Here is a 21360-nt window from a genome sequence, read left to right on the forward strand (position 1 = left end):
GGCACAAGTGGAAAGAAAAGAAACTTTAGCTGTAACCACGCATTTTCACAAATAGTCTTTTGTGGGGAGTGTGGAATTTAAGTCTGGCATAGAGATAGAGGTGGATATGTAAAAAATTGCAAAAGTGTAGCACCCTTTAGGTTTATAAAAGCCTATGGGGTATTTTTTAATTCTTGTAAATTATGTATGAATAGTTTGACTTTTAAAGCTTGAAAGATATACAATAAGGTTGACAATGTTGTCATTATGGTTGTTAAGGAGAATCAACATGATTAATGTAAATGAGTTGTTGAAGTTAGCAATTAAAGAAATAGAAAATCTTATAGGTAATGAAATATTTTTAGTGAAAGATTTATTTAAAGGGTAAGAGTGGAATAGGATACCTCGAAATGATAGATTGTTATTTGGAACCTTGTTCTTAAATTATGTAAATAAAATGAATTGTAAAATTTATGCCATAGAAAAGACCTCTTCCGGTCAGCAGAAGTATAAGGTGATGTTATGATTATAGAATGTACAAAGAAATTAGCAGAGGCAATGAAGATAAAGTTAAAGCCATATGATGCCACAAGCACAGATTCTTTTTATGGGTGGCATGCCAACTTATTTATGTTTGATAGAAGAAAAGGTATTCTTCTAATGAATAATAAGACTAGGTACTGCATTGTGCTTTATGGTGTAAAGATGGAGCATTTTAAAAAATTTGATAAGATCGTAATTGATGTGATCAAAGAAATCTTTTTAGCAGAAGGATTAGAGGCGGATATAGTAGATAGGTATATTGCTAAGTGTGGCGATGTAGATTATACAAAAACACATGATCGTAGTGTTTTAGGGCAAATGAAAGATTTTTATATAAGTATATCATGGCAAATAGAAGAGTATTTACCAAGTGAAAATATTAATCTTATTGAACTTAACAAATGGGTTAATAGTAACTTGATGTGTGGCTCTTTAAATTATGCCAATCCAATAGATTTACTAAGGGAAGAATTTGGGAGCATGGATTAAAAGGAAATTCCTTTTGGAGTGGAGCATACCCTCAAAGTATTGCAAAATGCAGAAGATATAATGAAAGGTGAAAATATCGGGGGAGGAAGAAAAAGAATTAATCAGTATTGTTGCCATATTGCATGATATTGGTGTTGTTGAAGCACAAGTTTATTTTGGATTAGGAAATTATAAGATACATCAGTTGCAATATTGTGCATTACATTATCTTATAATAGTTATTTAAATTAGGTTATAAATCATTAGTAAATATCTGTAAAGAAGAGAATTGAATGAATACTTCAAAACAGAAAATCACTACATTAATGTTTCAAGATGGTAATGCGGAAGAGGCAATGAATTTTTACATTTCACTATTTGATAATTCTGAAATAGTGAATATTACCCGCTATGGAGTAAATGAAGCTGGTAAAGAGGGGACTGTTGCATGCCATATTTTCATTGAATGGACAGGAATATATGTGCATAGACAGCCATATCAAGCATGAATTTACATTTACTCCTGCAATGTCTTTATATGTAACATGTGATACTGAAGAAGAGATCGATAAAGTGTTTGAAAAGCTTTCTGAAGGAGGTAAAATCTTAATGCCCCTTGGGTCTTATCCGTTTAGTGAAAGATTTGGTTGGGTAAATGATAAATACGGAGTCTCATGGCAATTAACTTTTGAAAAGAAATAATTGTAAGTTAGTTTGTATTCCTCAAAAAATATTCTATATAAGAAGGCTTAGGGCATTTTCCCCTATTTTTTTTGTGTTTTATGTTTGCAAAGACTAGGGACTTAAAATTAATGTACAGAATTTATTGTAAGATAGAAAAGGAGGAAAAAGGTTTCCTACTTAATCTACAACTAAATATTTTTATATTACCTTAGAGGTGATAGATATGAAAGAGCTAAATATAAGTAAATGTATTATTCAAAAAAGGAAAGAGAAAGAGATAACGCAGGAATAGTTGGCAGAATTACATATATCAAATAACTTTATTTGTAAATATATAAAAATAATATAATAAGTAGTTATTGAAGTTCCGTAACATTATTAATTTGTGTAATAAGTGTAATTTTTTACGTCTTAAAAGCTATAAGGTATCAATGCCTTATAGCTTTTATATCAGCCCATTACACTTATTTCCATTTACTTCTCAATACATGACTAGTATTACCTCATATAGGATAAATAAATTAAAAGTTATAAGTATATATTTTTTATAATATTCACTGCTAATTTAAAATCTAAGGTTATAAATTATTTCTAATAAGAAAATTAGAATACACAAAAATATTTACAGCCCCAAGTTGCCTATAGGGCAACTTTGTTCTTATAGTACTGAGCCACATACTCCAATACATTGGCCAGTGACCCATCCCATTTCATCTGAGCATAGATTAGCAACAACAGGTCCAATGTCAGAAGCTTCGCCCATTCTTCCTAATGCAGTTTGAGAAGCGATTATATCTTTTAAACTAGGATTTTTGATATAGGTATCTCCACTAAATTTGGTGTTAACGGCTCCTGGAGCTATAGTATTTGCTCTTATTCTTCTTGGTCCTAGTTCTTTAGCTAAATATCTAGTAAAAACTTCTACCGCACCTTTCGCAGAAGCATAAAGCCCGGAACCTGGAGATGTAGAACGAGTTAACATTGTGGAAGTGTTTATAATTCTACCTTCGTCAGCAATAAGTGGAATTAGTTTTTGTGTAAAAAAGAAAACTCCTTTAAAGTGTACATTAAATATTTTATCAAATTCTTCCTCCGTAACTTTTAAAATAAGTGTATGATTTGAAATTCCTGCATTATTAATTAAAAAATTAAAATGCTCTTGATTCCATTTATCACTTAAAACATCTGATAACTTAGATACAAAGGAATCAAAGGAAGATATATCACTTACATCAAGCTGAATAGCAGCAGCTTTACCACCATTTGCTTCAATTTCTTTTACAACTTCATCTGCCTTTTCTTTTTGATTATTGTAAGTGATAATTACATCTATTCCTTTTTTAGATAATGATATTGCAGAATCTCTACCAATTCCACGACTTCCACCTGTAACTAGTGCAATTTTACTATTATTGTTCATAAAAAACTCTCCTTTAAATACTTATTAATCATTTAGAAATTGATATCTCATTATTTATACCGCTACTTATATTTAAAATTATAATATTACCTTAGTCATTAATTTCTATTTACCTAAGCATGTATAAATCACTTGAAAATAAATTTCTTATAATTTATACTTATGTTAATACCTGGAGTTATATCTAGGTCAAGCTTTTTTAAGAATAAATTTTAAAGGGGATTTTAAAATTGACATATTCTATAAAAGATGTATCACAGATATTGGGGCTTTCTATATATACAATTCGTTTTTATGACAAAAAAGGGCTTTTACCATTTGTCTCAAGAAATAAATCAGGAAATAGAGAATTTACTGAATCAGATTTAAATTTATTTAAGGTAATTTGTTGTTTAAAGAATTCAGGAATGCAAATTAAAGATATTAAAAAATATATTGATTTCTGTATGGAAGGTGCCAGTACTATAGATGCACGAAAAAAAATACTTTTAGAACATCGTAAGGAAATTATGCAACAGATGGAGGAACTCAATAAAAATCTAGAAATAGTTGATTTTAAGATTGAAATATATGAGTCTCCTAATGCCATAGAAATTATTAATGAACAAAGAAAACAAGCTTATGAAGAAAAACGTGAGAATAAATTACTACAAACAGCAAAAGGTGGTAATATTTGTGGATAGTTACATATAATTATGGCATTTGGCAACGATTAATGATAAAGACAGCCATTTGAGTGTTACAAAATTATATTAGCTACTTTTGTGATAGGACATAAGTGAAAAAGTATACTTTAATGACAGTGAATTTCAATATCACAAAAACTTTATCTTTTGAGAATGTACTAGAGTAAAGACACTGTAGTTTTATTTTTTAAGATACTTTGATTGGATATTATAATCTTTCTGACCAATTATTAAAACATCTAATTCTAATTTTGGGGCAAGTTTCACCTTGATGGGTGATTTTCTATTTTTGAAACGTCTTAAATCTTAGTAAAATTTTTAAATTTAGAATTCTTGCTTGCTGTAAATTACTCTAAATAGCTACAACACACCATTATTTACAAACTACTTTGCAGTACAGAACACAAATGCTCCTACCAGGCCAAAACACACGACAAAATAAAAAATTGGTAAAGAAATCAACTTTTATCCACACTAAGAAGAAGTAATGAAGCAGATAATCAAAATCGTAGAGATATGCTTATAAACCACGGCCTTAGTAACCTTTCAATGATAATGGTTATGACGCTTAGGTTTACTAGCCCTATTGAAGCATCATGCTTTTGTTGACATTCGAGTATACTGTAATGTTACAATAAGTACATAGGAGGGAGATTTTATGGATACTTATTCTATCCATCAGGTGTCTAATTTGTCGCAAATGTCAAAAGACATATTGCGATACTATGATAAACTTGGCTTGATATGCCCTAAATGTTCAGAGAACAGATATCGGTATTATACTTAACAGGATATCCTTGATTTGCAATATACGGAGGTAATTTTCTGAAGCAGAGACTGTCATGGTTCAGAAAAAGGAGCCAACCGATATCTCTAAAATCGATACATTGGTCAAAGAAATATTTGAAGAATTAAGGAGTAATGGTAATGATGAATAGAATTTATTTTTTTACTGGAACCGGAAACAGCCTTAAAGTGGCTGAAGACATTGCTAAAGTGCTATCTAGTTGTGAATTGGTGGCCATTCATAGGGGCATGGACACTGAAATACCAGGTAATTTTGAACGGATAGGCTTTGTTTTTTCAGTATATTTTTGGGGATTACCTGCGATGGTCTCAGATTTCTTACGTAATGCTCATTTCTATGAGCAAGGTTCCACTTATTTTTTTGCCGTAGCGACCTATGCTGGTATGGTAGGCAACGCCATCCGAATGACCAGCACTTTGCTTCTTGAAAAAGGAGTTCACCTGAATAATAGCGCTGGAATCAGTATGAGTAAGCGTGTCGATAAAATTACTGAAGAATCGGATAAAAAGGTGCTATCAATCGCTAATAATGTAGAAAATAAGAAAACAAAAAAATACATTCCATTAATAGACTTATCTATGGAACATACCTGAGCAGTATTGGCCGTATCCATACAACCGACAATGAATTCAATGTAAATAATAACTGTATTTCCTGCGGGATATGTAGAGATGTATGCCCGGCTAGGAATATTACTTTGGAGTCCGGTCGACTGTTATTTCATCATCAGTGTGAAAGTTGCCTTGCCTGTATTCAACACTGTCCAAAGAGGGCACTCAATTACAAAGATAAGACTCAAGGCCGCAGGCGATATATACATCCTCAAGTTGGGCATAAAAAGATCATGCAGTATTACAAATGAAAAATTAGTTGGATTTATAATGCTCTTGATTTATGGTAAAAACGATATATACTCCAAGTATTCTCCTTTTAGTTTCTTTATCAACGGTGGAACAACAATAGATGAAAATATAGGAGAGTTTAAATATAATGAAATACTAATAGGTAATTTAATGAAAGGATTTAGTAGTAAATGTTTGAAGAAGACTATATTATTAGAATTATAAAAGCAGGAGTAAAAACAGCAGTTGCTCTTTTTGCAGGAAAAGATGCCGTGAAAAGTGATATTGATATAAAAAATTATAATATGACTCTTTCAGAAGATGAAGTGTTAGGATTTATGATAAAAAAATATATAAGCCAGGGCAAAATTAACGAAGCCGAAAATATTCTATTTGAAGTTATAGAATTTAGTAAAACTAAAAAAAATTTAGAAACTGCATTATTCTTCTATAAAGAACTTAGCAAGTGGGATGAGACTAAACTTTTTAAATGTAATTTTTCAAAACTTGAGATCGAACAAGGATTAAAAGATGTAAGAAAGTTATATGAAAAAGATTAGTTATTTAGATTCAGCAGCTGTTCAAACATACTGTATTCCAATAAGCTTTACAAGAACTAATTTTTGAGAGTTCTTTTTCAGATTCATGATAAAAAGAGTTATTGGTTTGTTTAAAATAGCAATATTGTTCTATATTTTCATAAGTAACAATTGATATACTTTATAAAAACTCAGAGGGGAAAATAGTATGTCAAAATTACTTGTTTTAGATATATTTTATGCATTAATAGCTGATGCAGTTTGGGGACTTGCCTATGTGATTCCCAATTTACTACCTAACTATACTGCTGTTGAAATAACATTCGGAAGATATTTTGTTTATGGTATTTTTTCAGTGGTTATGCTACTTTTTCAAAAACAAAGAAGTCATAAAATTATGAATACTAGTGTGTTGAAAAATGCTTTTCTTTTTTCATTTTGCGGTAATATAGGGTATTATTTCTTTCTTGTTTTGTCGATTAAATTAACAGGATCTGCAATTGCCACATTAATTATTGGAATGTTGCCAATTACAACTTCATTATATGGTAATTTTATAAATCATGAATTTTCTTTTAAAAAATTAATTGGGCCAGTTTTTATTGTTATTATAGGTATTTTAATATTGAATTATGCATTATTGAACGGATCTACGGATAGGTTTAATATATATGGTGTAATATACGGTTTAATTGCATTATGTCTTTGGACATGGTATGCAGTTTTTAATGCACGCTTTTTAAAAGAAAATGGTGAAATCACATCACAAATGTGGTCTACAATTACCGGTGTTACTACTTTATGTCTAATTCCTTTTTTTATATTAATGATTAAAGTAATAATACCAGATTCAATTGTGTTATTTAAACTTATAAACTATGGTAATATTGTTTTTAAATTTTGGTGTACAGCTGTAATCCTAGGCATTGTTGTTTCATGGGTGGGAACTGTTTTTTGGAATAGGGCATCTAATGTTTTACCTATGTCTTTAGCAGGTCAAATCACTGTTGGAGAAACGGTTTTTGGATTAATGTATTCTTTTATTATTAAAGGCCGATTACCCCACGTTATTGAATTAATAAGTATAATAATAATAATAACAGGTATTTTATATTATATTCAGACAATAAATTGTTTAAATGGAGATGATGAAAAATATAATGTTGAAGATGAAAAATCACGTTGAGTATATCCTACGCCAAGATATGAGAGATATGGAGGTTTTAAAGGCTTCTTATACAACCCAGACATTTTCTCGCCATTGGCACGAAAATTTTGGTATTGGAATCATAGAGAATGGAGTAGAAACCTTTGACTATAATAAGGAAAAGTGTTATGCTCCAAAAAGTAGTATAGTATTAATGAATCCAGGAATTATACACACAGGTCAAGCTGTTAATCAAGAGAAAGGATGGCGTTATTGGATTATGTACCCTTCTCCAATTCTTTTACAGGAAATTATAAAACAGATAGATAAAAGATGTTCTTACATACCATATTTCCCTAAAGCAGTAGTTTCAGATACTTACTGTGAAAAAAGTTTATACAGAATGTTTCAATTATTATTGGATAGATCATCTTCTCTGCTTGAATGTCAAACCAGCTTTTTTACAACAATGAGTAAAGTTTTAAAGCATCATGCCAAATTTTCTTATGAAGAGAAAAAAATAAACTGGAATTATAAGGTTGCAGATGATATACGAGAATATATAGATAATAATTACAATAAAAATATTTCTTTGAATGAATTATCTATAGTGTCAAATATGAGTAAATTTAACTTACTCAGAGTTTTTGAAAAAAAATGGGGAGTTCCTCCTCATATGTACCAAATAGTTGTTCGTATACAAAAATCTAAGAATTTACTAATTAAAGGATATCCAATAGTATCTACAGCATTAAAAATTGGATTTGCAGATCAGAGTCACTTTACGCGTCATTTTAAACGTGTTGTTGGTATAACTCCTTATAAATATCAAACTCAATTAATAAATAATTATATACAGCGTATACATGGATGATAATATTAGGAGCATATTGATAACCATTTTTATATGTGTTATACTAAAACAAATATTTGGAAAAGAGGTACGAGAATGTTTATTGTTAAAATGAGACTCCGTTATTTAGTTTAATACAAATAACTAAATAAAAGATAAGATAAAAAAAGCCCGCAGCTTTAGGCTTATTTGTTATACCTTGCTTTCGGATTCTTACAATGAACACTCACACACTTCTATCATATCCTACTACAGATATTAAGTGTGACTGCCTTGGTGTAGTTTTTGATGTCCTATATTTTCTATAGAGATATAAGGGTAGCAGATGGATTATGTTCATTTGCAGCCCTTTTTACGTTGAAGGGTCATTTTCAAGAATTCACATCGAATTAATAAATGAGGTGAATTTGAGAATGTGTGTATACAAAATATTAAGAAAAAAGATAGAATTAGAGAATTTATACAGAATAATAAGAGTTTCTTTAAATGTTTTGTATATTCAAAGGAGGAACATTTATGTATTATATATTTATATAATCCTTCCTGCTTAAATCGCAGGGTTTTCCCTGCGAACAGGTAAATGAAAACGTGCGATTTTAGACAGGAGGAAGGAAAATGGAATTAATAATAAAAGCAAGAGATCTTCGTGTAGAATACACAGGGTGTAATGTTTTAGATATAGATGAATTAGAATTATATAATTATGACCGTATAGGACTGGTTGGAACAAAAGGTGTTGCTAAGAAAAACAATTCTGAAAGAGGTGGACGTTTGGCCCATCAGAAAACAATGGGAAGTAAGCAAAAAACATTGTATAATTCTGCTAAGTCTATGGAACATAAGATTGCAGCTTTGGGAGATATGAAAGCTCCAGAAGACATTCGAAAGATTCGTTTCAGGCAGAGTAAAGCATTGGAACTTCATAATCCATATCCGATTAGTGGGACGGAAATTAGTAAAAGGTTTGGGGATAAAGTATTGTTTGAAAAGGCAGCTTTTAGTATACCACTTGGAGCAAAGGTGGCACTGACTGGTGGTAATGGTGCAGGAAAAACAACTTTAATCCAAATGATCTTAAACCATGAAGATGGTATTTCCATTTCACCTAAGGCTGAAATAGGTTACTTTGCCCAAAATGGTTATAAATACAATCGTAATCAAGAAGTTATGGAATTTATGCAGGAGGATTGTGATTATAATGTGTCAGAAATCCGTTCAGTGCTGGCCTCTATGGGTTTTGCACAAAATAATATCTTCAAAAGGTTACTCTCTGTTTTAAGTGGTGGAGAAATTATTAAATTGTTGCTGGCTAAGATGTTAATGGGGAGGTATAATATCTTGTTAATGGACGAACCGAGCAACTTCCTTGACTTACCAAGTTTAGAGGCCTTGGAGATGTTGATGAAAGAATATGCTGGAACCATTATGTTTATCACTCATGACAAAAGACTTCTTGATAATGTAGCTGATGTGGTCTATGAAATTAAAAATAGAAAATTTAATAGAGTCCGATAAATTATTCTATCTGCATATATCAGAGATCAAAAATGAGCAATTATTGCTGCCAACTCAACTGTAGCAAAAAATATTGAACCTTATACAATTTATGGTGGGAATCCAGCTAAATTTATTAAGAAACGTTTCAGTAGTGAAATGATTGAATTGCTGTTAAAGCTTCAATGGTGGAATTGGGATGAGCAAAAGATATTTGATAATCTTGAACTATTATTTTCTGTTAATGATATTGCTGCAGTAAAAAGGTTGTTGGAGATTTAAAAGTTATGGAGTAGATTATAAAAAAGAAAGGGTGAACAAATATGGTTTCATCAGGATTAACATTTGGGATTTACCCGCTAAGCGTGGCTGGTACGCCTTTTGGTTTGGCCGCTGGACCTAAAGATGACTACGAGAAAATTCGATACGCTCTCCGAGACCTTCGAGGTGAGTCTAAAAAGTTGTCTCCAAGAAACTATCTAATTTATACAAAGGCGTGGGAATCAAAAATGTTATCAAATGCGGATCACTATCTTGAGGCAAGCTTATTAGGGGACTTGGTAATAGGATGTGGTGATTGGACACAGCATCAGGAACCGGTAATAGAACTTAATAATTGGCTGGATTTTATTCGAAAAGTCATTAACAAATACGGTTCTCACTTGGCTTCTCTTCAAATTACCAACGAACCCAATTTGTTCTTTATGGAAGGTTCAAAGCCTTATATAATGCAAGCTCTTATTGAAGGAGTAATTGCGGCAAAAAAAGAAAGCAGGATACTCAACCTACCTATAAAGATTGGATTCGGCTCAGTACCGGAAAGTCCTGCAGCTATACCTGATTTTTGGAAAAATCTCGCTAAGGCAGGAAGTGGCATATTTATCGATTCTGTGGATTTTGTGGGGCATAATTTTTATGTGGATGTATTCGAAGAACAACCGCTTGATTTAAAAGAAATACCTGCTTTGATAGAGCATACACTCCGAAATCTAAGGGAAAAAGATCTTGTTACAGCAGGCATACCAGTTTCAGTCCCTATACGGATTACAGAAAATGGATGGCCTACGGGAAAGAATCCTGTTGCTAATATAGAAAGGTCATACGAGAATCAGGAAAAAGTTCTTGAAACGATTATCCGAACCATTTATAATTTGCGTCAAGAATTCAATATTTCTCATTACGAACTCTTTGGACTCAGAGATGCAGATAGCTCGAAAGAGGATCTTTTCCATCAATATGGCATTATGAAGGATGATTATTCGCCAAAACCAGCCTACTACACATTCAAGAAATTAGTACAAGAGCTGGGTAACTGAGATAAGCAAAATTAGAGGAGGATATATTATGAAAATTTCAAAGAAAGATGCGTTGATATGGTTTGAATTTTTTTCAATATTGCCTGAGGAAGAGGAAATTATGACAAAACAACAAGAAATCATTTACTCTACCTTTGCGCAAATTGAGGCAGCCATCGATGATAGAAATGATATGTTAATGTCCCAAATTAAAAGTTTGAAAACTTTGGAGAATAGAACTTTTTTTGTGGGAAATGAAAGTAAATTCCCCAAAGGATGTCGTTCTTGTTTGGTAGGCACTGGTTTGAGTGCAATTAGGAAAACGAACAAATGTAACATAGAGTGTAAGTTCTGTTATAATTATGGAGAACTACAAGATATTCCTCCAATTGGCGAAGGTATGTGGGAAATAGGAGGCACAAAATTTTATGATAAGGATATTGATTTACTTCTTTCTATCCAGCAGAAACCTACTGGCATTTCCTACGTTTATTTAGAGCCATTCATGGAAATTGAAAAATACTATTCGGTAATAAAGAAATTTAGTGATGCTCAAGTTCATCAACATCTATATACAAATGGCATTTTAGCTAGGTCAGAGACATTGAAAGCATTAGGTGAAGCCGGTCTTAACGAGATACGTTTCAACCTGGGTGCTTCTAAGTGTTCAGACAAAGTGATTGAAAATATCGGAATAGCGAAAAAATATATTAAAAATGTAGGTATTGAAACTCCAATGACTCCTGAGTTTTTCGAAACTTTTTTTAAGAAAAAGCAAGCTATCTTAGAGACAAAGGTTGATTTTATCAATTGTGCAGAATTACATTTAAATGAGAATAACATAGACAATTATTATGGAGAAAATATGTATATTTCTAGACATGGCTATATATCTCCAATTTGGAGTAGGGAATTAACTCTGGAATTCATGAAAATAGCCGATGAAGAAAAGTGGGATTTAGTAGTTCATGATTGCTCAAACTATACAAAATTTGCTAGAGATTTAAATTTGAGCAGCAAAGAGGGTAAGTGGTTCGGAGCCAGTAATTATGCCTGTGAGTTTTCCAGGATTCCATACGAAGTGTTTTTACCAATACTACGTGATGACAATTTCAAATTTTTAAGTGAAGAAGAATTGCCTGACGGTTATAAGCCAGGAGAGATGATTTTTTAGGAGGTCTTGTCATTTTGTTTTCCTTAAAAAAGCCAGAGCTTAGGGCATTTTGCCCTATTTTTTTTGTGTGCTTTATGTTTGCATGGACTAGGGTTTTGGGGTATTTTTTGTTCAGAGGGGATAACGCTTTTTCACCATTTGATAAATATGGAAGGTAAGTCAGTGAGAATTTTAAGAATTGTATAGAACATTGAAAGGTTAGGAGTGGTAAAAGCCATTCCTTTTTTTATTATCTTGAAGGGAAAGAAACTTCTACGTAGAGAAAATTTACTTTAGCTAAATAGTTTAGAAATTTTTTAATGAATTTTATCTTTATGAGATGGTTGAAGCATTTAAAATAAATATTTTTAAAAAAATATTTATTTTAAATGATAGAAAGCTGTAGAAAAATTTGTATTAGTATATGAAAGCGCTTTTAGAAACTATTTGATATAATACAATTCAAGTGTAAAGATAAAGAAATAATTAGGAGGGAAAAATGCATATAAATGGGGACAACTTTATTGAAGAATTACAAAATAGGAATTCGAAGGCTTTAGAGTATGTTTTTGATAATTACTACAATTATATATATAAAATAGTATTTTCAGTATTTGGCTCAGAGGAGTATTCTACATATATAGATGAATGCATAAACGATATATTTATGTGCCTCTGGAATAATATAGACAAGTTTCATAAAGAAAAGGGGAGTTTTAAATACTGGTTTAAAGCAGTAGCAAAATATAAGTCTATAAATTGTAGGAAAAAGATTATTAAAGATACTAACGTAAACTCTATAGAGAAGTATATCTTTGAATCCAAGGAATAAGTAGAAGATTTAATTGTGTCAAAGGAAAGCAAAGCTGAGGTCATAAAAGCTATAAAAGAATTAAAGGATATAGATAGGAAAATTTTTATAAGGAGATATTTAATACAAGAAGATATAGTTGATATAGCAAGTTCTTTAGGAATAAGCAGGAGTATAGTGGATAATAGACTTTCTAGAGGTAGAAAAGTTTTGAAGGAAAAGCTTAATTTTTTAAGGAAAGGAGATTGTATGAATGAATAGAGATATATTTGATGAAAAAGACATACTTCAGTTATTCAATTATATGGATGCTGAGGATAGAGAAGAAGATGATACGGATTTTAAGATAGACGATTTGAGAAAGAAAAGATTAAGAAGAAATTTGCTGAAACAGGTTAAAGATAAAAATAGTATAAAAAAATTTAAATATAAAGCAGCAGCTGCCGTGATAATAGCTGTGATATCAATTGGTGTGACAATTCCCGCCCTTGCAAAAAATATTTCAGTTTTAAAATCTATAATTGAAGCTTTAGACGGTATAGGCAGTGACTATGGAGAATATGAAAAGTACTCTAAAGTAGTAAATAAAAGTATAACTGATAATGGACTGACTTTCACTATAAATGAAGTGCTCTGTGATGAAAGCAGTTTAGTAATAGGTTATACCATAAAAAGTGAAGGACATATAAACAGAATTGTTAAAAGTGGAAAAGATATTATTGAAGCCCAAGGAAAAAATGAAAATTTCATGCCTTTCGCACTGATAAGGTCCTTAAAAATAGATGGAAAGCCAGTTACTAGCAGTTCTTCAGGTGAAATTGGTAAATACTTAGATGACCATACTTATATAAATTCAGAAACTATGGATATAGGAAATAAAAATCTTCCATCTGTTTTTAATGTGGATTTAGATATAAAGGATATATATGGTGTAAAAGGAAACTGGAGTTTTAAATTTAGTGTTTTAAAAGATGAAATACTTAAAAATACTAAAGTATTCAAACCTAATACCACAGTAAAATTCCCATATGGTTATGTTAATGTGGAAAAAGTAAATTTTACACCTATAAATACCTCTATAGATGCTACTATTAAATATAACAAAGAGTATATAAATTCAACAAAGTTAGAAGAAGAAGGTGGAGAGTTTAATTGGCTTGTTTTTGATGATAAAGGTAATGAAATTACAGAGAAGGGTGGTTCGGGTAATGCAGTAGGTTCGCTTTCAAGTAATTTCTGGGAGGAATTTAGATTTGTTAGTTTAAAGAATATTCCTCGGTATTTGACTGTTATACCATATAGAACTAATTATAATACCGATGATTATAAAAAATATAAAAATGCCCATGGCTCAATATATATACCTCCGATATGTAAAGATATAAATGGAATTTACCCCATAGAACTTTCTCAGGGAAAGGTAGGTAAGCTTATAATTAAAGAAATAAGAATCAGACAGGATAAAACTGTGGTTAAATATGCAGTGGAAGGGGATGCTCCATTTTTACAGGCAAAAGACTTAGGTATTCTAGATGATAAAGGCAATGCAGTTAAGAATAAGGATGAAAATTTTAATGTAAAAAAAGATAAAAATAATCTCAATGATTATATTATGGAATTTGAACCTTTAGATAAGAATACAAAATATAAAATAGTAACTACTGATTTAGGTGATTGTGAAATAAGAAATGACTTGAAATTCAGAATAGATCTTGGTAATAAATAATAGAGATTAAAAACTCATTTATGCTTTAGAGTATGGGTGGGTTTTTAAATATTATAAAGTACAATCTCAAAGAAAAGTTCATATTTAATACTTTAACATTGTAGAAATTTTATAATATAAGAAATAGACAATACATTGACTAAATGTAGGGTCTATAGATTATATAATTTTATGGAGGAGATCTTTAGTATGGATTATAGTAAAGGATTTTACCGAAGAAGAAGTAGAAACTCTATGGAAATTATTAATTAAACTATATTGTTTTGATGGTGTATAGATGGATGGATTCGAAGAAAATGTTGAAATTCCAAATATTGATATGGATGAAGAAGTAAAAGTGGGAATAGAAAAGTTTTTAAAGAGAAGAAATGTTAAGTTTAGTTGACAAATTTCCATCTTCATTTGGTAGAAAACAATTTTTATTTTAAGTATACTGTATCTACAAGTTCACTTGAAATAAAAGAGAGGCTGGTAATTATTATGTTGTTAGGTGAAAAATTATTAGATTTGCGTAAAAAGGAAGGTTTATCTCAGGAAGATGTTGCTGATAAATTAGGTGTATCCAGGCAAACAGTGAGCAAATGGGAAACTGGTCAAACAGTTCCAGAGTTAGCTAAAGTAAAATTACTAAGTCAATTGTATAATATAAGTTATGATTATCTTATTAGTGGAAGTCATTTTGGTGGAGATGTCACAAGCATTGAAATGATAGTTGATGAAATTGACTGGACCGGTGCGTGGAGCAAAAAATATCCAATCTTAGCATCTTATCAAGATATACAAGGAATAAATACCTATTGTGATAAAATATCCAAGTTATATGACGATTGTAAAAATGAGTTCGACTTTAATGATATGGATACTGTTTTAGTTTTGAAAGATATTCTTTATCAAAAATACGAAATGGTAAAAAAGAAAAGTAAGTAATAATTTATGGTATAATATTTACAAATGTTATTATGGTTTTGTAATTTAATGCATATCTTTACTAGATTAGAGATAAAAACACAGTTTTGGTTGGTAGTCCAAACCTGTCTATATTGTTATAGATAGAAGTAACCTTCCCTCCTGGGGTCGTCCATTCTCTATGTTAAATTTTATTTTACAGGAGGAAATTTCAAATGGAAGTAAGTATTAAGTTCACTGTATTTTTTGAAGATATATTTTGGGTAGGTGTTTTTGAAAAAGTATCCTTCAATAAATATGAAGTTTCAAAGGTTGTATTTGGTTCTGAACCAAAAGATTATGAAGTATATGATTTTATATTAAAGCACTTTTGTGATTTGAAATTTGGTAATTCTTTATTAATTGATGAGCCTAGAGACAAAAAAATAAATCCTAAAAGGCTTCAAAGAGAAATCAAAACACAAACACAAACTAATGGCATAGGAACGAAAGCACAACTTGCCATGAAATTGCAATATGAAGAAAACAAAGCAGAAAGAAGAAAAAGTTTTAAACAGAAAAATGATAAAGAAAAAGAGTTTAAGTTTCAATTACATCAACGTAAAAAGAAAGAAAAACATAAAGGACATTAATTTGTAATGCTAAAAGGCAGCCCTAGTGCTGCCTTAACTATGTTAATGCAGTAAGTAATGAGCCTTTAGATTGTAGGTAGTGGAATTATAGTTTTCATAATAAAACGAATTGGTTAAAAAGTTTTAAAGTAATTTAAATTCCCTGAAATTTCATGATATACTAGAATCAGTTATGAATGAATTGTAGAAATATTCAATATTAGGAAAGAGAGAGTTATATGGAGAGTGATTATGTAACTATTATTATTACAGTCGTTAATTTTATTGTATTATTTTCAATTATAATAGTCGTATATAAATCAATACGAGGATTTAAAAATTTCATTAATAGAAATAAAGAGATGAATAAAAAGATAGATATTATTTTAGACAAATTAGAAAATAAAGGAAATAGTTGATGCTACTAATTTAAGTATGTAATTATTTTTATTTCGGACTACTATTATTGCCTATATTACCTAGCGGAAGTACATATACGGGTATTGATATTAGCAAAATACTTTTAGGTGAAGCAGAAAATATTTTTGCCAACTCAGGATACTAATGTTAATAGTAAAGTTATAATGCCTTATATGCTTACTTGTTTAGGTGTTTTTCAAGTTTTCAATTGGTTACACTTTTACAAGGAAGGTAAAAAGACAGATGGTATCCCGTTGATTTTATTAAGTATATTTACTTTTGGTGTTGTCATCAAAATTATGATGCTATAATCAAGTTCGATAATTGTAAACAATTCTCTTATATGATTTATCATGGTAAGAATGCTCAATTTTTAATAGACAGAGAACAACTGGCATTTTCAATTCGTGTGCTAATGCTAATATCTATATTTGATTTGCAGCTTTAGGCAATTTTTTTTGCAGTAACGGTCTAGAGAAATTAGACATTTTTGATGATAATATTCCTAAAGGCATTATCAAATATAATTATGAAAAGGAATGATATATTATGGAATATTCACAATTTGGGAGAACAGACATGAGAGTGTCCAGATTTGGACTTGGGTGTATGCGCTTTCCATCCGATGAAAAAGAAGCAATTGAGATGGTACGTTATGCCATAGATAACGGGGTGAATTATCTCGATACGGCGTTTATTTATAAAAACAGCGAGATTATTACAGGAAAAGCATTAGAGGATGGTTATAGAAACAAAACTTATATAGCTACCAAAAGTCCTATTTGGAATGTAAGCAAACATGAGGACTTTGAAAAATATCTGGACGAAGAATTGGGACGACTAGGGACAGATCATATAGATGTATACCTACTTCATAATATGAACCACGGTAATTGGGAGAAGGTTAAGAGATTTGATGGACTTACTTTCTTAGATAAAATGGTGCAAAAAGGAAAGATAGTCCATAAGGCTTTTTCTATTCACAATACCTTAAATGCCTTCAAAGAAATTGTAGACTCCTTTGATTGGGAAATGTTTCAAATACAGCTAAATATATTAGATGTGAAGCAGCAAGTGGGTGTAGAGGGGCTGAAATATGGTGCGGCTAAAGGTTTAGCTGCTGTTATAATGGAACCTCTCAGAGGAGGCTGCATTCTTAATTATGCTCCCAAGGAAGTACAGGATTTATTGAGTAAGTATCCTGAAAAGCGTTCCTTGGCAGAATGGTGTTTCAGGTGGCTTTACAACATGCCTGAGGTATCCTTAATCTTGAGTGGCACAGGTTCTTTGGATCAGTTAAAGGATAATCTGAAAATCTTCGAACAAGCGGCCACCAATGTTATGTCAGAAGAGGATTTAAATTTGATTAATAACATTCGTGAGGCTTATGAAGCAAAAAGGAGCATTGGCTGCACGCACCGGCTGCGAATACTGTATGCCGTGTCCCAAAGGCGTGGCGATTCCTGAAATATTCAGGCTCTATAACAGTCAGCAGTTAATGGAATCACATGTGATAGATAAAGCAGTATACCAAAGCAATCTGCTTCCTGCGGGCTCTGGTGCAGATCAATGCGTATCTTGCGGGATCTGTATGAAACACTGCCCGCAGAATTTAAACATTCCGCAATTATTAAGAAATGTTCATGAGGAATTCATGCAATATACTTACCCAGCACGAAAATAATTACCAAAAGGGGAGAGAAAAATGAAAATTGCTATTTAAGGTGGAGTGTTTCACTTTGAATGGCTTTTCATTTTACGAATTATTTTACCAATTTCTATTGACATGGAGTTAACTCAAAGTTGTAATCTTATTTTAATTAGATATAAAAACAATAACTGGATGGGAACTTTATAGGATTATTTTTAGCTATGTTAACATTGGAATGGAGGTATATTCAAGTGTTATTTAAGCAGATATATTATTTTGTTAAAGTAGTGGATTGTAATAGCTTTACAGAAGCAGCAGAAGAATGTTTTATATCGCAATCTGCTATATCTCAACAGATTCAGGCATTGGAAGCTGATTTAGGAGTAGAACTGATTGTTAGGGAAAACAGAAAATTCTCATTAACACCTGCGGGTGAGCATTTTTACAGACATAGTCTGCTTTTACTTGACGAAGTTGATAGATTAAAGCAAGAAACGCATCATATTGCAAGAAACAGGGACAATATAGTCAGCATAGGCTATTGCAAGTCATATGGTTTGCAAGAATTGCAGCAGGCAATAGCAGTATTTTCTGAAAAATATTCAAACATAGATATTCAGATAATAAATGGAAATCATGAAGAACTATATCAGTATTTAAAAAATGGATACGTGAGTCTGGTAATAAATGACCAGAGGCGTGCACTATCGGATGAATATGTCAATTATCATTTATGCACTGCTTATAGCTACGTAGAAGTTGCTGGCAGAAGTACTTTAAGTAATTTTGAAGCAATAGCTATAGAAGAACTAAAGCGAGTTCCCTGCATCCTTGTTGCATCTAAGGAGCAGCAGGAAAATGAGAGGGAATACTATAAAAATACTCTCGGATTTGCTGGAAATTTTCTATTCGTAGAAAACTTGGAAGAAGGGAGGCTTTTGGTAGCTGGGAATAAAGGATTCTTGCCTGTTGAGGGTAGTAACAGACTTATGCAGGCAGGAATAGCAATAAAACGACTGCCACTGTTTCGAAGTGGAAATCAGATACAACGTAATTACTTTGCTTTCTGGAAAAAAGATAAAGATCTAGATTTGATTAGAGAATTTGCAGATATTCTACGCACTATTTTTCAGAGAAGCAAGATGGAATGATTTCGGATAAGTATTACTTATGGATTAGATTAGAAAGTGAAATTGCTCTTTTAATGGCTAAAAGATATCATAAAAGTACAAAAGAAAAGGGAGCAGTTAAAAATGGAAACAACTTTAGCAAAAAAGCGATTTTTTTCTAATCGTGATTTATTTACGTTATTTTTACCGCTGATAATAGAGCAGGGACTTGAATATACTGTTGGAATGGCAGCGTCCATGATGGTAGCACAAGTTGGGGAGTCGGCTGTATCAGGGGTGTCACTAGTAGATTTTGTTATGGCACTAATCATTAGTATATTTGCAGCATTGGCAACAGGAGGATCCGTAATTGCAGGACAGTATCTTGGGCGTAAAGATAATGTGAACGCAACAAAGGCAGCAAATCAACTCGTTAAATGTGCACTATCATTATCGATAGTAATAACTATATTACTATATCTTTTTAAACCGCTGATACTAAATCATTTATTTGGATCTATTACAAAAGAAGTATCGGATGCAGCAAATTATTATTTTATGATAGTAGCAATATCAGTTCCGTTTTTAGCTTTATATAATGCAGGTGCTGCGATTTTTCGTACTATGGGTAATGCTAAGTTACCAATGAAAATTATGCTGGTTATGAATATCATAAATGTGGCAGGAAATGTATTATTAGTATCAGGATTTCATCTGGGGGTGGAAGGTGTTGCAATTCCTACATTGGTATCAAGAATTGGTGCAGCTCTAATTATTCTTCTTCTGGCACATAAAAAGGATTGTGAGCTTAGAATTACAAACTTTTTCACTGAAAAATTTCATAAGGTGATGTTAAAAAGAATTTTAAACATTGGAGCGCCTTTTGGTTTTGAAAATGGGATGTTTTATCTCGGAAGGCTGATTGTATTAAGTGTTGTTTCAATGTTTGGAACCGCATCAATTGCAGCTAATTCTGTTGCTGGAACTATTGTTATGTTTGAAGTGCTGCCGGGTATGGCAATAAATTTGGGGCTTTCCGTTATTATATCCAGATGTGTTGGAGCTGGAGATTTTGAACAGGCAAAGTACTATAAGAGAAAAGTGAGAATTATCATTCATATAGGATTTATTCTTAGTTCTACGATAGTATTGCTTCTAATGCCACTGATTATGCATGTTTATAATCTTTCAGCAGAAGCAACGTCTATGGCATGGAAGATTGTCATTGCACATGCAGTTTTGATGATTTTAATTTGGCCATCTGGGTATGTGTTACCCATTGTATTCAGAGGAGCTGGAGATGCAAAATTTCCAATGGTAGTCAGCATTTTATCTATGATTTTTTGCAGAATTGCATTGTCTTATGTATTTGCAATAGGATTTCATATGGGGATGCTAGGCACTTGGGTCGCTATGTTTGTAGACTGGGTGATAAAATCAGTAATTTATGAATGGCATTATAAAAATGATAAGTGGACCAAGTTTAAAGTCATCTGATATTGCTGTTATCAGGTATGCGAAAGATATAATAAACCAGTAATTGTGATGGAACCAGTAAAAGGAGGAGGACTTGCCACTCTACCAGTGGTATGCCCACAGCATTTGAAAATTAGAGGTTATTTGGAAGATGTCAGTACAATATTTGATAAAAGGAGTTGAAAATTATGAAAGTAATAGCGATTAACGGGAGCCCACGAATTGGAGGCAATTCAGATGTATTATGCAGTCAGTTTTTAAAAGGTGCAAAAGAGGCAGGATGTGAAACAGAAAAAGTCAATCTTGTGGAAATTAAACTAAATCCTTGTTTAGCCTGCTATGCATGTGGAAAAACGGGAAAATGTATGCAAAATGATGGAATGGAAGAGACTTTAGATAAGTTAATACAGTCAGATGTTATTCTTCTTGCAACTCCGGTATATTTCTACTCCATGGATGCGCAGATGAAGATGTTTATTGATCGTTGTTTACCAAGATATCAGGAAATTAAAGATAAGGATTTTTATTTTGCAGTAGCCGCTGCTGATCCTGTTCATGAAGCAATGGATGCTACCCTTGCTGGATTTAGAGGCTATATAGCATGTCTGCCAGGATCAAAAGAAAAAGGTGTGTTTTATGGAACGGGGGCATGGGAAAAGGGAGATATCTTAGGACTTCCAGTTATGCAGCAGGTATATGAAGCTGGTAAAAATCTAAAGGACAATTAAAGAAAATGAAT

The 21360-nt window shown here is 31.6% G+C and carries 20 protein-coding genes and 4 pseudogenes; 23 read left to right on the top strand and 1 reads right to left on the bottom strand.

What is annotated here, in order from left to right; genetic code table 11:
* The first annotated feature begins 379 nt into the window (after window positions 1-379).
* The 3 genes and pseudogenes from ACJDU8_RS26015 (at window position 380) to ACJDU8_RS12060 (ending at window position 1692) form a co-directional block, all read left to right on the top strand.
* On the top strand, window positions 380-505 hold the full coding sequence (locus ACJDU8_RS26015; RefSeq protein WP_479723070.1) for a DUF1413 domain-containing protein: 126 nt from the start codon (window positions 380-382) through the stop codon (window positions 503-505).
* On the top strand, window positions 502-1011 hold the full coding sequence (locus tag ACJDU8_RS12050; protein ID WP_406792394.1) for a DUF6933 domain-containing protein: 510 nt from the start codon (window positions 502-504) through the stop codon (window positions 1009-1011). Before ACJDU8_RS26015 ends, ACJDU8_RS12050 begins: the two co-directional genes overlap by 4 nt.
* 335 nt (window positions 1012-1346) lie before the next feature.
* Window positions 1347-1692, top strand: a pseudogene (locus tag ACJDU8_RS12060) (VOC family protein).
* A 640-nt stretch (window positions 1693-2332) separates the two neighbouring features.
* Here ACJDU8_RS12060 and ACJDU8_RS12065 read toward each other — a convergent pair.
* Complete coding sequence (locus tag ACJDU8_RS12065) at window positions 2333-3094, bottom strand: SDR family NAD(P)-dependent oxidoreductase (RefSeq protein WP_406792395.1); 762 nt, start codon at window positions 3092-3094, stop codon at window positions 2333-2335.
* Between the two features lie 230 nt (window positions 3095-3324).
* Between ACJDU8_RS12065 and ACJDU8_RS12070 the strand changes: the two genes are divergently transcribed.
* The 20 genes and pseudogenes from ACJDU8_RS12070 (at window position 3325) to ACJDU8_RS12165 (ending at window position 21349) form a co-directional block, all read left to right on the top strand.
* The gene (locus ACJDU8_RS12070; protein ID WP_406792396.1) at window positions 3325-3777 is read left to right on the top strand and encodes a MerR family transcriptional regulator; all 453 of its coding nucleotides are present in this window, start codon (window positions 3325-3327) and stop codon (window positions 3775-3777) included.
* Between the two features lie 661 nt (window positions 3778-4438).
* Window positions 4439-4567 carry a MerR family transcriptional regulator gene (locus ACJDU8_RS12075; protein ID WP_406792397.1) on the top strand — a complete coding sequence of 43 codons (129 nt, stop codon included), beginning with the start codon at window positions 4439-4441 and terminating at the stop codon, window positions 4565-4567.
* A gap of 143 nt (window positions 4568-4710) precedes the next feature.
* A pseudogene (locus ACJDU8_RS12080) lies at window positions 4711-5450 on the top strand (EFR1 family ferrodoxin).
* Between the two features lie 171 nt (window positions 5451-5621).
* Entirely contained in the window at window positions 5622-5990 is a 369-nt protein-coding gene (locus ACJDU8_RS12085) for a DUF6483 family protein (protein WP_406792398.1), read from the top strand.
* A 187-nt stretch (window positions 5991-6177) separates the two neighbouring features.
* A complete protein-coding gene (locus tag ACJDU8_RS12090; RefSeq protein ID WP_406792399.1) occupies window positions 6178-7155 on the top strand; it encodes a DMT family transporter in 978 nt (325 codons plus the stop codon).
* Entirely contained in the window at window positions 7130-7990 is an 861-nt protein-coding gene (locus ACJDU8_RS12095; protein WP_406792400.1) for an AraC family transcriptional regulator, read from the top strand. Before ACJDU8_RS12090 ends, ACJDU8_RS12095 begins: the two co-directional genes overlap by 26 nt.
* A 594-nt stretch (window positions 7991-8584) precedes the next feature.
* Window positions 8585-9484, top strand: coding sequence for an ATP-binding cassette domain-containing protein (locus tag ACJDU8_RS12100; RefSeq protein ID WP_479723069.1), 900 nt, complete (start codon window positions 8585-8587; stop codon window positions 9482-9484).
* 36 nt (window positions 9485-9520) lie between these two features.
* Window positions 9521-9745, top strand: a pseudogene (locus tag ACJDU8_RS12105) (acetyltransferase); the annotation flags it as partial.
* Between the two features lie 41 nt (window positions 9746-9786).
* On the top strand, window positions 9787-10779 hold the full coding sequence (locus tag ACJDU8_RS12110) for a hypothetical protein (protein ID WP_406792401.1): 993 nt from the start codon (window positions 9787-9789) through the stop codon (window positions 10777-10779).
* 28 nt (window positions 10780-10807) lie between these two features.
* Entirely contained in the window at window positions 10808-11932 is a 1125-nt protein-coding gene (locus ACJDU8_RS12115; protein ID WP_406792402.1) for a radical SAM protein, read from the top strand.
* Between the two features lie 478 nt (window positions 11933-12410).
* Window positions 12411-12743 carry a sigma factor gene (locus ACJDU8_RS12120; protein WP_406792403.1) on the top strand — a complete coding sequence of 111 codons (333 nt, stop codon included), beginning with the start codon at window positions 12411-12413 and terminating at the stop codon, window positions 12741-12743.
* Window positions 12744-12758: 15 nt separating this feature from the next.
* On the top strand, window positions 12759-12983 hold the full coding sequence (locus tag ACJDU8_RS12125) for a sigma factor-like helix-turn-helix DNA-binding protein (protein ID WP_406792404.1): 225 nt from the start codon (window positions 12759-12761) through the stop codon (window positions 12981-12983).
* Window positions 12976-14448 carry a DUF4179 domain-containing protein gene (locus tag ACJDU8_RS12130; RefSeq protein WP_406792405.1) on the top strand — a complete coding sequence of 491 codons (1473 nt, stop codon included), beginning with the start codon at window positions 12976-12978 and terminating at the stop codon, window positions 14446-14448. Before ACJDU8_RS12125 ends, ACJDU8_RS12130 begins: the two co-directional genes overlap by 8 nt.
* A gap of 480 nt (window positions 14449-14928) precedes the next feature.
* Entirely contained in the window at window positions 14929-15375 is a 447-nt protein-coding gene (locus ACJDU8_RS12135) for a helix-turn-helix domain-containing protein (RefSeq protein ID WP_406792406.1), read from the top strand.
* Between the two features lie 194 nt (window positions 15376-15569).
* Window positions 15570-15986, top strand: a complete 417-nt coding sequence (locus ACJDU8_RS12140) for a YjdF family protein (RefSeq protein ID WP_406792407.1) — start codon at window positions 15570-15572, stop codon at window positions 15984-15986.
* 218 nt (window positions 15987-16204) lie between these two features.
* Entirely contained in the window at window positions 16205-16384 is a 180-nt protein-coding gene (locus ACJDU8_RS12145; RefSeq protein ID WP_406792408.1) for a hypothetical protein, read from the top strand.
* Between the two features lie 550 nt (window positions 16385-16934).
* Window positions 16935-18069: pseudogene (locus ACJDU8_RS12150) on the top strand (aldo/keto reductase).
* A 218-nt stretch (window positions 18070-18287) separates the two neighbouring features.
* The gene (locus ACJDU8_RS12155) at window positions 18288-19187 is read left to right on the top strand and encodes a LysR family transcriptional regulator (RefSeq protein WP_406792409.1); all 900 of its coding nucleotides are present in this window, start codon (window positions 18288-18290) and stop codon (window positions 19185-19187) included.
* Window positions 19188-19289: 102 nt separating this feature from the next.
* A complete protein-coding gene (locus tag ACJDU8_RS12160) occupies window positions 19290-20642 on the top strand; it encodes an MATE family efflux transporter (RefSeq protein WP_406792410.1) in 1353 nt (450 codons plus the stop codon).
* Between the two features lie 167 nt (window positions 20643-20809).
* Window positions 20810-21349 (top strand): flavodoxin family protein, encoded by a 540-nt coding sequence (locus ACJDU8_RS12165; protein ID WP_406792411.1) that lies wholly within the window; start codon window positions 20810-20812, stop codon window positions 21347-21349.
* Window positions 21350-21360: the final 11 nt, after the last annotated feature.

Origin of the sequence: Candidatus Clostridium eludens (assembly GCF_045310515.1) — a bacterium.
GTDB classification, from domain to species: Bacteria; Bacillota; Clostridia; order Clostridiales; family Clostridiaceae; genus Clostridium_B; species Clostridium_B eludens.